We start from the raw sequence: 14,372 nt of genomic DNA on the forward strand, positions 1-14,372 counted from the left end.
CCGGCATCATTCGCGTTTTTCCCGGATGATGCCGCATTTTTACGCCAGAATCCTCTGCTATCTCCCCTTTTTGCCGTCACAGCCCTTCATTTTCAACTAACCTTTTTACAGCGCGTTGGTTTTATCACTCCATCAGAAAAACAGTAACGCAGTAAGAAGGAACCGATATGAGCTCAGTTAATCTTGAGTATGTCCTGCGACTGGAAAGCCTGCTAAGCAGGATTTACCCCAGGGAACACATCGCCGATCTGCTGAAAAAAATCCTGCATCTCGCCGACAAATGGAACTACGGCAAACATCGCACCACGCACTGGGTCGATGGCACAAATATTTATCTCATCACCTACGGCGATAACCTGCGCCACGGCGAACAGCCGCCGCTGGCGACGCTCAATCATTTTGCCAATACGTATCTGCGTGAAATCATCAGCGATATTCATATTTTGCCGATGTACCCGTACAGCTCGGACGACGGCTTCAGCGTGATCGACTATCGGCGGATCGACGAAAATCTCGGCGGCTGGTCGGATATTCACCACCTTTCTGAAAACTTTAATCTGATGTTTGACTGCGTGATCAACCACATCTCGCGCTCAAGCGACTGGATGAAAGGTTATCTGCACGACGATCCGTACTACCAAAATTACTTTATTGCCTCCAATCCCGAGCTTGATTACAGCCGCGTCGTTCGCCCCCGCGCCTCGCCGCTGCTGACGCCGTTTATCAAAACCGACGGCACCGAGCCCTATCTGTGGACGACGTTCAGCGAAGATCAGGTGGATATCAATTTTAAAAATCCGCAAGTACTGCTGGAAAGCATCGATGTGCTGCTGCAATACGCGGCCAGCGGCGGGCAGTCGATCCGACTCGATGCAATTGGTTATATCTGGAAGGAAGTGGGCACGTCATGCATTCACATGCCTCAGGCGCACAACATCATCAAAGTGTGGCGCACCATCCTGGATGAGGTGATCCCCGGCACGCGGCTCATCACAGAAACCAACGTGCCACATCACGAAAATATCAGCTATTTCGGAGAAGGCGATGAGGCGCACATGGTGTATCAGTTCCCATTGCCGCCGCTGACGCTGCACGCTTTTTTACGCGAAGACACCACCACGCTGACAAAGTGGGCGCAAAGCCTGAATGCCGAAGCGCGCTACCCTGAGACGACGTATTTTAACTTTCTTGCCAGCCACGACGGCATCGGCTTACGCCCGACCGAAACCTTTCTCAGTGATGATGAGCGTAAATATATGGCGCAGGAAACGCTGCGCAAAGAAGGTCGCGTCTCCTATAAAGACAACGGTGACGGCACCCATTCGCCTTACGAGCTGAATATTAATTACCTGAGCGCCCTGACAGAGCCGGAAGATGACATCGAGATGAAAGCGCGCAAGTTCCTGGCGGCGCAGGCGCTGTTGCTGTCATTCATCGGCGTGCCGGCAATTTATATCCACAGCCTGCTGGGCAGTGAAAACGATCTCGAGGGGATGCACCAGTCGGGCATCAACCGGCGTATTAATCGCAAAAAGCTGGATCTGGACAAGCTTGAAGCCGAGCTGGAGAAAAAAGACGGCCTGCGCGCCCGCATATTCAACGGATTGCAGGACCTGATTAAGCACCGCCGCGCCCATCCTGCGTTCTCTCCGCAGGCCGGTCAGCGGGTTTTTGATCTCGGAAAATCGCTGTTTGCGATGGAGCGTTATGATCCAAAAACCGAGGATCGCATTACCTGCGTGTTTAACATCAGCAGCCATTCACAGGTGCTGAAACTGGCAGTGGAAGGAAAGGATCTGATCAGCGGAAACGCGTTCGCCGGCCAGACGCGACTCCAGCCATGGCAGGTGGTGTGGATCAAACATAAACTGAAAGCGCCAGAACGTCTTGGCAGGCTGCGTCGCTGGCGGATGAAGTTATTTAAGCGAAGTAAGCGCTAACCCACAAAAACTTAAACGGGTAAAACGCTGACGTCCATTTTGACCACGGCTTTGCGCACGTTGGCCGGTTCGCCGACGGCGCACAGCGGTTTATGGACTTCGCCAGGATAGAACACCACGAAGTCACCGGCCTGCATGATCATGGTTTTTTCCTGTTCGCCGGCGGCGAGAAACGCGATGTCTTTGTCAGCCAGCCAGTCAGTATCGACATAACCCGCCGGTAAGTTGCTGAACGTCATCCCTTCAGTGCCGTTCAGGACAATCTGGATGTCCAGATAACGCGCATGGAATTCGGCGCGGCGCTCCGCCTGGGGCGCGGTGGAATCATTAGAAATCAGTACAAATACGTCGTCGCCGCAGATATCGTGTTTACCCAGCGAGGTGTCGGCGGTGATGTTCTGTTTAACGAACTCGATGGCTTCGCGCAATGCGGCGGGCAGATAAGGCACTAAGTGCAGTTGATGAATGTTGCCGGTGATCATGAGTTTCCCTTCGTTAAGTTAAAAATGAAATGATGTTTCAATGTCGTCTCATGATAAAGCACTGCGGTTGTCCGCCATTTGATCCAGTTAACAGTTTTCACCTGCGAAGAGGCGCGCAGCCAACCGATTGCCTGTGAGTGATTTTTCCGCTTGATGTCGTCGGTTACGCGCGTATAATGCGCCACAATTTGCCGGGAGAACCCATGAACAATTGCCACGTTTTGCGCTCAGACGATCGACCAAACGCCGTGCCATCAGGCAGCCCGCTGCCGTTGTTCTTCCGTTGTATTGCCGGTCAGCGTTCAGTTGATCAAAAAGAAAGGCCCCTCATTGCAGGGGCTTTTTTTTGTCTGAAATTTGAGTGCGCACCTGTCGGAAAGCGCATCTTTTAAGAACAAAGAAACAGGAGAATGACGATGGCGAACCCGCTGTATCAAAAAGACATCATTTCAATCAACGATCTCAGCCGCGAAGAGCTGGAGCTGGTGCTCGACACCGCCGCCAGCCTGAAAGCCACGCCGCAACCCGAGCTCCTGAAACACAAAGTGATCGCCAGCTGTTTCTTCGAAGCCTCAACCCGAACGCGTCTGTCCTTCGAGACTTCCATGCATCGCCTCGGCGCATCGGTGGTTGGATTTTCCGACAGCAGCAACACTTCGCTCGGCAAAAAAGGTGAAACGCTGGCCGACACCATTTCGGTCATCAGCACCTACGTCGATGCCATCGTGATGCGCCATCCGCAGGAAGGCGCGGCGCGCCTGGCGACAGAATTCTCCGGCGGCATTCCGGTTCTTAACGCCGGTGACGGCGCGAACCAGCATCCCACGCAGACGCTGCTGGATTTGTTTACCATTCAGGAAACCCAGGGGCGTCTGGATAACATCAAAATCGCGATGGTCGGCGATTTGAAATATGGTCGCACCGTCCACTCTCTGGCGCAGGCACTGGCGAAATTCAACGGTAACCGTTTCTACTTCATCGCGCCCGACGCGCTGGCGATGCCGGGATACATTCTGGCGCTGCTTGAAGAGAAAGGCATTGAATACAGTCTGCATAGCAGCATTGACGAAGTGGTGCCGGAAATTGACATTTTGTACATGACCCGTGTGCAGAAAGAGCGTCTGGATCCGTCCGAGTACGCCAACGTCAAAGCCCAGTTTGTGTTGCGCGCCGCCGATCTGGCGGACGCACAGCCGCACCTGAAAGTTCTGCACCCGCTGCCGCGCATCGACGAAATCACCCCGGACGTTGATAAGACGCCTTACGCCTGGTATTTCCAGCAGGCCGGTAACGGAATTTTCGCGCGTCAGGCATTGCTGGCGCTGGTTCTGAACGCAGATACTGCACAGTAAACTTGAGGAGAAAATGACTATGACTCACGACAATAAACTTCAGGTTGAAGCGATCAAATGCGGCACGGTCATCGACCATATTCCGGCGCAGGTTGGGTTTAAATTGCTGTCGCTGTTCAAATTTACCCAGACGGAACAGCGCGTGACCGTCGGCCTGAATCTTCCGTCCGGTGAACTTGGCCGCAAAGACATCATCAAAATCGAGAACACCTTCCTGACCGATGAACAGGTCAATCAGCTGGCGGTCTACGCTCCGCGCGCGACGGTGAACCGCATTGATGATTACGAAGTGGTGAAGAAGCTGATGCCGACGCTGCCGGACCGGATCGTCGGCGTGCTGCGTTGCCCGAACAGCAATTGCATCAGTCGTTTTGAGCCGGTGGATTCGAGCTTTGCGGTGAAACAGCGCGCTGACGGCGTGCATCTGAAATGTAAGTATTGCGAGAAAGAGTTTGAGCATCAGGTCGTGCTCAACAACGACTGACCGATTATACTGGCGCGAATCTCGTTCCAACTACTCAATAATCAGGAGACATTATGTCCCGCGAAATCAGCACTGAAAACGCTCCAGCCGCCATCGGTCCTTATGTTCAGGGCGTGGATCTGGGCAGCATGATCATCACCTCCGGTCAGATCCCTGTGGATCCTAAAACCGGTGCCGTCGCCGAAGACATCGCCGCTCAGGCGCGTCAGTCACTGGAAAATGTGCAGGCTATCGTCGAAGCCGCTGGCCTGAAAGTCTCAGATATCGTGAAAACTACCGTTTTCGTGAAAGATCTGAATGATTTCGCCACCGTTAATGCCACTTACGAAGCATTCTTTACCGAGCATAAAGCACCTTTCCCTGCGCGTTCATGCGTTGAAGTTGCCCGTCTGCCAAAAGACGTAAAAATCGAAATCGAAGCCATCGCTGTTCGCCGTTAATTCGCGAAAGCATCAGGTTTTAATGAGCCAGCCTTCGGGCTGGTTTTTTTTCGCCTGCTTTTTATGAATCCCCCCACCCATTAGCCTTTCTGTTGTTTTCGCCCGGCAGTGGCGATTGCCTCATCAGCGACCATACTCATTATATCCCGACCTTTTTTGCCCTCTTTTCACTCAGCCGTGGCTTTTTCTGCACCTTTTCAGAGCAGATGCCCGTCCTGACCCCTGATTTTCCGCGGGTTTTGCACGATGGCACACTTTATGCGTGATCTTCATTGTTATTGAACGATTCAATTGCAGCCGGTCCAGTTTGTGAGGTGATGATGATTAAGATTGACCTTTCCGATTCACCCTTCTTTGATGAAATGTTAATGGCTGAAGGGAAACACCGCAGTCATTATCAGGCTTACTGGCAATGGTTGCAGCAGGCCGATCAACAGGCCGTCCAGCGCAAAAAAGAGGAAGCAGCGCTGCTGTTCCACCGGGTGGGGATTACCTTTAATGTTTACGGCGAAGATGATGGCGCAGAGCGGCTGATCCCGTTTGACAGCGTGCCGCGCATTATTCCCGCCGGGGAATGGAAAATGCTCGATCGCGGGATCCGCCAGCGGGTTCAGGCGCTGAACGCATTTCTGCATGATATTTATCACGACCAGAAAATACTCAAAGCCGGACTGGTGCCTGCCGAACAGGTGCTGGCCAACGATCAGTATCAGCCTTGTATGCAGGGCATCGATCTTCATCGTGATACCTACGCTCACATCGCCGGAACCGACATGGTGCGCGGCGGCGATGGTGAATACTACGTGCTGGAGGACAACCTGCGCACACCGTCCGGCGTTTCCTACATGATGGAAAACCGCAAAATGATGATGCGGTTGTACCCGGAGCTGTTTGCCGAGCAGCGCATCGCACCGGTTTCGCGCTACCCTTCTCATCTGCTGCAAACTTTGCGTGAAAGCACGCCAGTTAACGATCCTACCGTCGTCGTGCTGACACCGGGGCGTTTTAACAGTGCCTATTTCGAACACAGTTTTCTTGCGCAGCAAATGGGCGTTGAACTGCTTGAAAGCGCCGATTTGTTCGTTAAAGACGGTGCAGTGCTGATGCGTACCACCGCGGGTCCCTGCAAGATCGACGTTATCTACCGGCGCATCGACGATGCGTTTTTGGATCCGCTGGCGTTTCGCGCCGATTCCATGCTGGGCGTACCCGGCCTGCTTTCGGTCTACCGCGCCGGTGGCGTGGTGCTGGCGAATGCCATCGGCACCGGCGTTGCTGACGACAAATCCATCTACCCTTACGTGCCTGAGATGATCCGCTACTACCTGGGCGAAGATCCTATCCTCAATAACGTGCCGACGTGGCAATGCCGTAAGCAATCTGACCTGTCTTTTGTGCTGGCGAATCTGGAAAAAATGGTGGTGAAAGAGGTTCACGGCGCGGGCGGTTACGGCATGCTGATTGGCCCGACGGCCAGCCTTGAGGAACTGGCACGTTTTCGCGATTTACTGAAAACCCGCCCCGAGAATTACATCGCACAGGAAACGCTCGCGCTCTCCACCTGCCCGACGTTTGTCGAAAATGGTCTGGCACCCCGCCATATCGATTTGCGGCCCTTCGCGCTCACCGGTGCGGAGATCCGTCTGGTTCCCGGCGGTTTAACCCGCGTGGCGCTGGCCGAAGGATCGCTGGTGGTCAACTCATCGCAGGGCGGCGGGACGAAAGATACCTGGGTGCTGGAAGAAGAAGATTCGACGGAGGATGACGCATGCTAAGCAGAACCGCCAGTGAGCTGTACTGGATGGCGCGTTATCTGGAACGCGCCGAGAATATCGCCCGTCTGCTGGACGTCACCAACAAGCTGTCGATGATGTCGATCCGTGACGTCATGGCGCGCGATGAAAATAACGATCTGCTGGTGCCGCTGACCATGACCGGTACCCGCACGCTGTTCAATGAACATTATCCGCAGCTGACCATGAGCAATCTGCTCAACTTTTTCGCGCTCGATAACATCAATCACGGCAGTATTTACAGCTGCCTGCAAATGGCGTGGAACAACGCCCACGCGGTGCGCGGCAGCCTGTCTTCTGAAGTCTGGGAAAGCATCAACGCCACATGGATTGAGATGAAACTGATCCGCCGTCAGGGCGTCGGTTCCGCCGGTGCGGATTCCTTCTTCGACTGGGTTAAGGAGCGCTCACATCTGTTCCGTGGCGCGATGTTCGGCACTTTGCTGCGCAGCGACGCCCAAAATTTCATCCGCCTCGGCACCATGCTGGAACGTGCAGACAGCACTGCGCGCCTGCTGGATGCCAAAAATCAGCTGCTTAACGCGGATGAAGATCCGGTGCGCGAATATTACCGGATGGACACGCTACTGCGCGCCGTCAGTGCACGCGAGGCATTCCATACACTGTACAAACAGCAACTCAGCCAGAAGCGCATCGCCGAGTTGCTGATCCTGCGCCGTGAGTTGCCGCGATCCCTGCTGTCATGCGTGGAGATTATGGCCGAGCAGTTAGACGAAATCGGCGGTACAGCGGGCAATCTGCCACGCCGGCGCGTTCACACCCTGCACGCGCAGCTACGCTTCACCGAAATGGAAGAAATTGTCGAAATGGGTCTCAGCCCCTGGTTGATGCAGTTCCTCGACCAGACCGGCGCTATCGCAGAGAGCATCCATCAGACCTATCTGGAGGCACAATAATGAAACTGAATGTCAGTCATCAGACGCATTACACTTATGCGCAACAGGTCAAACACAGCACGCAATATCTGCGCCTCACGCCGCAGAACTCCAGCCATCAGAAAATCCTGTCATGGGATTTAACGCTGCCGGAATACGCCACCCGCACGTTCGATGCTTACGGCAACGTGCTGCATGTGCTGACGCTGGATCAGCCGCATCAGGCGATCACCATTGAAGCTAACGGCGTGGTCGAAATTGAAGACAATACCGAGGACGACAACTGCGGGCATCTCTCGCCACTGGTGTTTTTGCGCACCAGCCCGCTGACGCTGGCCGATGGCGCGATCCGCGATTTTGCCAACCGTTATTACCGCCCGCAGGCACAACACGAAAGTCTGTGCAGCCTGATGGGTGAGCTGTTGCTGAAAATGCCCTACAGCCCAGGCACCACCACGGTAAAAGACAGCGCCTCACAAGCGTTTTCTGCGCAGCAGGGCGTGTGTCAGGATCACACCCACGTTTTCCTCGCCTGCTGCCGTAGTCTGGGCATTCCGGCGCGCTACGTCAGCGGTTATCTCTATACCCAAGACTCCGCCCATGTGGCGATGCACGCGTGGGCCGAAGCCTGGCTGGATGACCGCTGGCAAAGCTTCGATGTCACGAATAATACCTGCCAGCCCAATCAGCATTTGAAACTGGCTATCGGCATAGATTATCTTGATGCATGTCCGGTTCGCGGTATCCGGTTAGGTGGGGGATGCGAAGACATGCGCACTGTCGCGGCGGTCGAAATGTTCGACATTCCGCAATAATCCTGACTGCTTGAAATAGGAAGATTTTTCTATGACTTACTGTGTGGCCATGCGCTTGTCCTCTGGCCTGGTGTTTGTATCAGACTCGCGCACCAATGCCGGGGTGGACCATATTTCCACTTTCCGAAAACTGCACGTTTTTCATCAAAGCGATGAACGCGTACTGGTGCTCCAAAGTGCCGGAAATCTGGCGACCACACAGAGCATTATCAGTCTGCTCCATCGCCGCTGTCTGGATGATCAACGGGAAAACCTGCTCAACGTGGCGTCGATGTATGACGCCGCCAGCCTGCTCGGTGAAACGGTGCGCGAAGTGATTGCCCGCGACAGCGGCGCGAATCAGGGCGGCACCACGGATTTCAGCTGCAACCTGCTGCTCGGCGGGCAAATAAAGGGCGAAGGCCTGCGGCTGTTCCACATCTATCCGCAAGGCAACTTCATCGAAGCCACGCACGACACGCCCTATTTTCAGGTGGGTGAAAGCAAATACGGCAAGCCGATTATCGATCGCGTGCTGAGCTTCGATACCCCGCTGGATCAGGCGATGCAGTGCGCGCTGATTTCAATGGATTCCACGCTGCGCAGCAATCTGTCCGTCGGTCTGCCGCTCGACGTCCTGACCTACCCGAGCGACAGCTACAGTACCGCGCAACAATATCGGATCACCGAAACGCACCCGTATTTCGACATGATCCGCAAAGGCTGGGGCGAAGGCTTGCTGAGCATCTTCGCGCAGCTGCCGCCGCTTAAGCTGGAAGAGTAATTTTCCTGAGACGGAGTGAAATCTCACTCCGCCGCTTTGTTCTGATCCATCTTCTTCACAATCTTCTTTTCCACCAGGAAAGGATCGATGCCACGCAGTTGCAGGCGGCGGAAGCGAATGATGTTAAAACCGTTCATGACGAGGAAACTGCCTTCGATAAGCGAGCCGCCAATCGAGCCGAGCCAGACGTTATGCGCCACCCAGCAGCAGGTTGAGCACCACATGATGCAGCGCGTGGTCAGCCCGCTGGTGCGAAAAAGCGCCCAGGTACTGACGACGGTGGCACCGACCGGCAATAACTCCATCCAGTGATGCGCGCGGCTCAGGCCTAAGAACAGCGTCAGGACGATGAAAATCACCATAATCCACTGGTTACGGGTGCGCAGGGAAATCAGGGTACGGATAGAGTTGAGCAAGGCGCTCATGCCTGCGGGTGCGGCGCCCATCAGCAGGAAATGCACGCCGATAATGGCGCTGTAGGCGGAAAGTTGCTGTTTGAAGCGTCGATCGCTGCGGTTGAAAAACATGGTGATGCCGACAACAAAAGCCACCACACCAATCGACTGGGCAAACCAGTAATACGTCATTTATCAGGCTCTCTGCGTAGAAGACTTCGTCGTTTTTTCACGTATCGCTGCTACGCAAAGCTGTAACGTAAAAACGGCGCTTCATAATTGAAACGCCGTTTCATCCTAACGATAAAGCCGCAGGGTTACAATGTGACACCGCTTTTAAAAATCGCTAATTCACGGAAATCATTCAGCTCGTTTTTGGCTTTGCGGCCATCAGCGATCGCCACGATCAGATCCACAAATTCGCCCAGCAGTTGATCCATGGTGACATCGTGGATCAGCTGACCGGCATCGAAATCGATCCAGTGTGGTTTTTTCGCCGCGAGCTCGCTGTTGGTTGCCAGTTTAACCGTCGGAACGAAACCGCCATAAGGCGTGCCGCGTCCGGTGCTGAACAGCACCATGTGGCAGCCGGCACCGGCTAATGCGCTGGTCGCCACCGCATCGTTACCCGGCGCGCTGAGCAGGTTTAGCCCAGGCGTGGTCAGGCGTTCGCCGTATTTCAGTACGTCCATGACCGGGCTTTGACCGGCTTTCTGCGTACAACCGAGCGACTTCTCTTCCAGGGTAGTGATACCCCCGGCTTTGTTGCCCGGAGACGGGTTTTCGTAAATCGGCTGATTATGCTCGATGAAGTACTGCTTGAAGTCGTTCACCATGTGGACGGTTTTTTCAAACGTTGATTCGTCACGGCAACGGCTCATCAGGATACGTTCTGCGCCAAACATTTCCGGCACTTCGGTCAGCACGGAGGTGCCGCCGTTAGCAATCACATAGTCAGAGAAGCGCCCCAGCAGCGGGTTGGCGGTGATACCGGACAGCCCGTCGGAGCCACCGCATTCCAGACCAAACTTCAGTTCGCTGAGTTTACCGCTCTCGCGTTTGTCATTACGCATGACGGCATACAGCTCGCGCAGACGCTCCAGACCGGCTTCCACTTCGTCATCGAATTTTTGCAGCGTCATGAAACGCACGCGGTCTTCGTCGACGTCACCCAGCGTCTCGCGGAATACGTCCACCTGATTGTTTTCACAACCCAGGCCGATTACCAGCACCGCACCGGCGTTCGGGTGGCGCACCATATTTTGCAGCATGGTGCGGGTATTAATGTGATCGTCACCCAGCTGCGAACAGCCAAACGGATGCGTGAACAGATAAACACCGTCGGTGCCTTCTGCGTCATTAGTCTCTTTGAGAAAACGCGTCTGGATCTGACGGGCGATACCGTTCACACAGCCGACGGTCGGGATTAACCATAGCTCGTTGCGGATCCCCACCTGACCGTCTTTTCGGCGATAGATCTGGACTTCGCGATCGGCCATCTGCTCAGGCACGGTCACAAACTCCGGCTGATACTGGTACTGATCCAGATCGCTTAAATTGGTTTTGCCGTTTTGCGAATGGATATGCACGCCCGGTTCAATCACGGACAGCGCATGGCCAATCGGCAGGCCGTATTTGACAATATTTTCCCCGGCCACAATCGGGCGCAGGGCAAATTTGTGACCACGGGCAACCGCTTCTGGCAACACGACCTGATAATCGCCCGCTTCGACGCGCTCACCGGCTTCAATGTCGCGCAGTGCCACGGCAACGTTATCAGCAGGATGAATTTGAATGATACTTTGCATAGTCGCCCTCTTAGCTGTAAGCCGCCAGCGCATCGCGCATGCCACGGTCTTCGATCGCCTGTAACTGTTCGGTCACTTTAGCGGTCAGGCCAGGCACGGTGTTGAGATCCCGTCCCCAGTGTTCTTCATCGGCCAGCACGGTTTCCACCAGCCCGGCCAGCGGTAATTCGCCGTTACGTACGCTGCTCCACAGTTCTGAGAAACGGCTCAGCCAGTGGGCATCATCCTGCAACGGATAGATTTCACCATTACGTTCGCCGCGGTAAAATGCCAGCAACGCGGCCAACGCGAAGGTCAGGCGTGGCGGCAGGATCTGATGTTTTTCCTGACTCGCCAGCAGTTGCGGCAGAATACGGGTGCGGTATTTAGTCATGCCGTTCAGGGCAATCGACAACAGCTGATGCTGAATGAACGGGTTGCGGAAACGGCTCAGCACGGCCTGCGCGAAGGAGGTCAGTTCATCCTGCGGCAGATCCAGTACCGGCGAGATTTCTTCAGAAATAGCCAGCTCAACATAGCGGCTTAACTGCGCATCATTCATCGATTCGCCGACGGTGTTCAGACCACACAGAAATGCCACCGGCACCAGCGCGGTATGCGCACCGTTGAGGATTGCCACTTTGCGTTCTTTGTACGGTTTGATGTCATCAACTAAACGAATGTTCAGCGGCAGTTTGTCCAGACGCAGCTCCTGAGCCAGACTTTTCGGCCCCTGGATCACGAACAGATAGAAGTGTTCCGCGCTGTCGAAAAAGCTGTCCTGATAGCCCAGTTCCTGCTGCAGACTGTCCACTTCGCTGCGTGGATAACCGGTCACGATGCGGTCAACCAGCGTTGAGCAGAAGGTGTTGCTAGTTTCCAGCCATTGGGTAAAGGAAGCAGGTAATGCCCACTGTTGTGCGTAGCGCAGCACCAGTTCCTGCAAGGCTTCGCCGTTGTAGTCGATCAGTTCACACGGCAGTAAAACCCAGCCTTTATCGGCAGCGCCAGAGAAGTGAGTGAAACGCTCGAACAGCAAACGGGTCAGTTTGGCGGGGAAGCTGGCCGGTGGCGCGTCTTCCAGACGATCGCTCTCGACGTAGCTGATCCCTGCTTCGGTGGTGTTGGAAAACACAAAGCGGATATTGGGATCGCGCGCCAGCGCCAGATACTCGTCAAACTGATGATAAATATTGATTTCGCGGTTGACGGAACGAATGATGCGCGTATCACGCACCGTTTCGCCCTGCTCGTTCAGGCCGCTGATGATGGTGGTGTACAGGCCATCCTGCGTGCTGAGCGAAGGCGGAAAATCGGTGTCAATCGGGCGAACGATCACGATACCGGCGTTCAGATCGGTATGTTCATTTAACAGGTCGATTTGCCAGTCAACGAACGCCCGCAAAAAGTTACCTTCACCGAACTGAATAATTTTGTCGGGATGTTGACGGCCTGGAAAGTCACGGCGATTTAACCTTTGCATCTCACATTTACCTTAATTTGCTCAGACGCCGGTCTTTGAGGACAAAGAATGTGTCCTGTGGCCGCCGTGCTAAATGGGATAATTAGTTGTTATTGCTCTGTTTATTATCGGAGCGCAGGAACCTGCGCCCCGTCGTGCGTTTTTAGTTCAGTTCAATCTGGAAATACTGTTTGGCGTTGTCGAAGCAGATATTTTTCACCATGCTGCCCAGCAGTTCGATATCTGCCGGCGCTTCGCCCTCTTCCACCCAGCGGCCAATCATCTGGCACAGAATGCGGCGGAAATATTCGTGACGTGTATAAGACAGGAAGCTGCGGCTGTCGGTCAGCATGCCCACGAAACGGCTGAGTAAACCGAGGTTGGCGAGCTGAGTCATCTGGCGCTGCATGCCGTCTTTCTGATCATTGAACCACCAGCCAGAACCAAACTGCATCTTGCCCGGCATCCCTTCACCCTGGAAGTTACCGACCATGGTGCCGATCACTTCGTTATCACGAGGGTTCAGGCAGTACAGAATGGTTTTCGGCAGGCCACCGGCCATGCCCTGCGCACCCAATAATTTGGACAGCGGTTCTGCCAGCGGCTGGTCATTGATGGAATCGAAACCGACGTCTGCACCGATCAGCTGGAACATCCGGGTATTGTTATTACGCAGCGCGCCAATGTGGTACTGCTGTACCCATTCGCGACGCTGATATTCAGAAGCCAGATACAGCAGAACGCCGGTTTTGAACTGCGCGATTTCTGCCGGGGTTGGCGTTTCACCGCTCAGGCGGCGGGCCAGAATGCCATCCAGCGTCGCGTCGTCCGCTTCGCCGTACACCACAACGTCCAGCGCGTGGTCGGAAACTTTGCAGCCGTGCGCCGCGAAGTGGTCCATCCGTTTTTTCAGGGCATCACGCAGATCGTTGAAACGGCTAATAGACACATCAGAGGCCGCTTCCAGTTTCTTCATGTAATCCACGAAGGTCGCTGCTTCAATGTTGAAGGCTTTGTCCGGACGCCAGCTTGGCAGCACTTTGATGTCAAAACTGCTGTCCTGCGCCACGGCTTTATGGTGTTCCAGAGAATCGACAGGGTCATCGGTGGTGCCGACCATTTTCACGTTCATCTGTTTCATGATGCCACGGGCAGAAAAGTCATCCTGCGCCAGCAAAGCATTGCCGCGCTCCCAGATTTCGCCTGCGGTAGACGGAGAAAGCAATTTACCGGTGATGCCGAACGGACGACGCAGCTCGAGGTGGGTCCAGTGGTACAGCGGGTTTCCGATGGTGTGCGGAACCGTTGCCGCCCAGGCGTCAAACTTCTCGCGGTCAGTGGCATCACCGGTACACATACGCTCAGGCACACCATTGGTACGCATCGCGCGCCATTTGTAGTGATCGCCTTTCAGCCATACGTCGTACATGTTTTTAAATTGATAATCCTGGGCAATCAGCTCAGGTGGCAAATGGCAGTGGTAGTCGAAAATGGGCTCATCTTTCGCGTAGTCGTGATACAGGCGACGTGCGAATTCTGTGTCGAGAAGGAAGTCTTCCGTTAAAAACTGCGCCATCTTAGGTTCCTCATCATGAATTCTGTAGAGTTGTCTCTCAATGGTGCGAAGTTATCACACCAATTCAGTTTATCGTCCAGCTCTTTTTAGGGGCACTCTTGTGCGAAAGTGGGCGATTTCCGTTATAAAACACACACTAATTCTCTGTAAAACAAAAACTTTAGAGTCTTTAAGCACTGGCCGCTAT

At 54.4% G+C, this 14,372-nt stretch carries 13 protein-coding genes; 8 read left to right on the plus strand and 5 right to left on the minus strand.

Annotated elements, in window-relative coordinates; translation table 11 throughout:
* Nucleotides 1-167 precede the first annotated feature (167 nt).
* Complete coding sequence (locus tag I2123_RS21160) at nucleotides 168-1,940, plus strand: sugar phosphorylase (protein WP_213051463.1); 1,773 nt, start codon at nucleotides 168-170, stop codon at nucleotides 1,938-1,940.
* Between the two features lie 11 nt (nucleotides 1,941-1,951).
* On the opposite strand, the gene I2123_RS21165 is transcribed toward I2123_RS21160, so the two are convergent.
* Complete coding sequence (locus I2123_RS21165; RefSeq protein WP_112169299.1) at nucleotides 1,952-2,422, minus strand: NanQ anomerase/TabA/YiaL family protein; 471 nt, start codon at nucleotides 2,420-2,422, stop codon at nucleotides 1,952-1,954.
* A gap of 416 nt (nucleotides 2,423-2,838) precedes the next feature.
* On the opposite strand from I2123_RS21165, the gene pyrB reads away from it, so the two are divergent.
* The 7 genes from pyrB (at nucleotide 2,839) to I2123_RS21200 (ending at nucleotide 8,965) form a co-directional block, all read left to right on the plus strand.
* Nucleotides 2,839-3,774: an aspartate carbamoyltransferase gene (gene pyrB, locus I2123_RS21170; protein ID WP_112169293.1), complete on the plus strand. Its 936-nt coding sequence runs from the start codon at nucleotides 2,839-2,841 to the stop codon at nucleotides 3,772-3,774.
* Nucleotides 3,775-3,793: 19 nt separating this feature from the next.
* Entirely contained in the window at nucleotides 3,794-4,258 is a 465-nt protein-coding gene (gene pyrI / locus I2123_RS21175; RefSeq protein ID WP_213051464.1) for an aspartate carbamoyltransferase regulatory subunit, read from the plus strand.
* Nucleotides 4,259-4,311: 53 nt separating this feature from the next.
* Nucleotides 4,312-4,698 carry a 2-iminobutanoate/2-iminopropanoate deaminase gene (ridA, locus tag I2123_RS21180; protein ID WP_112169291.1) on the plus strand — a complete coding sequence of 129 codons (387 nt, stop codon included), beginning with the start codon at nucleotides 4,312-4,314 and terminating at the stop codon, nucleotides 4,696-4,698.
* A 320-nt stretch (nucleotides 4,699-5,018) separates the two neighbouring features.
* On the plus strand, nucleotides 5,019-6,473 hold the full coding sequence (locus I2123_RS21185; protein ID WP_213051465.1) for a circularly permuted type 2 ATP-grasp protein: 1,455 nt from the start codon (nucleotides 5,019-5,021) through the stop codon (nucleotides 6,471-6,473).
* On the plus strand, nucleotides 6,467-7,408 hold the full coding sequence (locus I2123_RS21190; RefSeq protein WP_213051466.1) for an alpha-E domain-containing protein: 942 nt from the start codon (nucleotides 6,467-6,469) through the stop codon (nucleotides 7,406-7,408). The genes I2123_RS21185 and I2123_RS21190 overlap by 7 nt, the downstream gene beginning before the upstream one ends.
* Entirely contained in the window at nucleotides 7,408-8,202 is a 795-nt protein-coding gene (locus I2123_RS21195; protein WP_112169281.1) for a transglutaminase family protein, read from the plus strand. Before I2123_RS21190 ends, I2123_RS21195 begins: the two co-directional genes overlap by 1 nt.
* 31 nt (nucleotides 8,203-8,233) lie before the next feature.
* Nucleotides 8,234-8,965, plus strand: a complete 732-nt coding sequence (locus I2123_RS21200) for a proteasome-type protease (protein WP_213051467.1) — start codon at nucleotides 8,234-8,236, stop codon at nucleotides 8,963-8,965.
* A 23-nt stretch (nucleotides 8,966-8,988) separates the two neighbouring features.
* Here the strand turns inward: I2123_RS21200 and I2123_RS21205 are convergent, their stop codons facing one another.
* The 4 genes from I2123_RS21205 to uxaC form a co-directional block, all read right to left on the minus strand.
* Nucleotides 8,989-9,552 (minus strand): YgjV family protein, encoded by a 564-nt coding sequence (locus I2123_RS21205; protein ID WP_112169277.1) that lies wholly within the window; start codon nucleotides 9,550-9,552, stop codon nucleotides 8,989-8,991.
* Nucleotides 9,553-9,677: 125 nt separating this feature from the next.
* A complete protein-coding gene (locus I2123_RS21210) occupies nucleotides 9,678-11,168 on the minus strand; it encodes a UxaA family hydrolase (RefSeq protein WP_112169275.1) in 1,491 nt (496 codons plus the stop codon).
* 10 nt (nucleotides 11,169-11,178) lie between these two features.
* A complete protein-coding gene (locus tag I2123_RS21215; protein WP_213051468.1) occupies nucleotides 11,179-12,630 on the minus strand; it encodes a tagaturonate reductase in 1,452 nt (483 codons plus the stop codon).
* A gap of 142 nt (nucleotides 12,631-12,772) precedes the next feature.
* Complete coding sequence (uxaC, locus tag I2123_RS21220; protein WP_213051469.1) at nucleotides 12,773-14,185, minus strand: glucuronate isomerase; 1,413 nt, start codon at nucleotides 14,183-14,185, stop codon at nucleotides 12,773-12,775.
* Between the last annotated feature and the right edge of the window lie 187 nt (nucleotides 14,186-14,372).

The organism is Rahnella inusitata, assembly GCF_018288855.1.
In the GTDB taxonomy this organism is placed as follows: domain Bacteria; phylum Pseudomonadota; class Gammaproteobacteria; order Enterobacterales; family Enterobacteriaceae; genus Rahnella; species Rahnella inusitata.

Bases quoted from the DNA above. Each gene is read 5' to 3' on its own strand.
- I2123_RS21160 (WP_213051463.1), top strand. From the start codon at position 168: ATGAGCTCAGTTAATCTTGAGTATGTCCTGCGACTGGAAAGCCTGCTA.
- I2123_RS21165 (WP_112169299.1), bottom strand. From the start codon at position 2,422: ATGATCACCGGCAACATTCATCAACTGCACTTAGTGCCTTATCTGCCC.
- pyrB (WP_112169293.1), top strand. From the start codon at position 2,839: ATGGCGAACCCGCTGTATCAAAAAGACATCATTTCAATCAACGATCTC.
- pyrI (WP_213051464.1), top strand. From the start codon at position 3,794: ATGACTCACGACAATAAACTTCAGGTTGAAGCGATCAAATGCGGCACG.
- ridA (WP_112169291.1), top strand. From the start codon at position 4,312: ATGTCCCGCGAAATCAGCACTGAAAACGCTCCAGCCGCCATCGGTCCT.
- I2123_RS21185 (WP_213051465.1), top strand. From the start codon at position 5,019: ATGATTAAGATTGACCTTTCCGATTCACCCTTCTTTGATGAAATGTTA.
- I2123_RS21190 (WP_213051466.1), top strand. From the start codon at position 6,467: ATGCTAAGCAGAACCGCCAGTGAGCTGTACTGGATGGCGCGTTATCTG.
- I2123_RS21195 (WP_112169281.1), top strand. From the start codon at position 7,408: ATGAAACTGAATGTCAGTCATCAGACGCATTACACTTATGCGCAACAG.
- I2123_RS21200 (WP_213051467.1), top strand. From the start codon at position 8,234: ATGACTTACTGTGTGGCCATGCGCTTGTCCTCTGGCCTGGTGTTTGTA.
- I2123_RS21205 (WP_112169277.1), bottom strand. From the start codon at position 9,552: ATGACGTATTACTGGTTTGCCCAGTCGATTGGTGTGGTGGCTTTTGTT.
- I2123_RS21210 (WP_112169275.1), bottom strand. From the start codon at position 11,168: ATGCAAAGTATCATTCAAATTCATCCTGCTGATAACGTTGCCGTGGCA.
- I2123_RS21215 (WP_213051468.1), bottom strand. From the start codon at position 12,630: ATGCAAAGGTTAAATCGCCGTGACTTTCCAGGCCGTCAACATCCCGAC.
- uxaC (WP_213051469.1), bottom strand. From the start codon at position 14,185: ATGGCGCAGTTTTTAACGGAAGACTTCCTTCTCGACACAGAATTCGCA.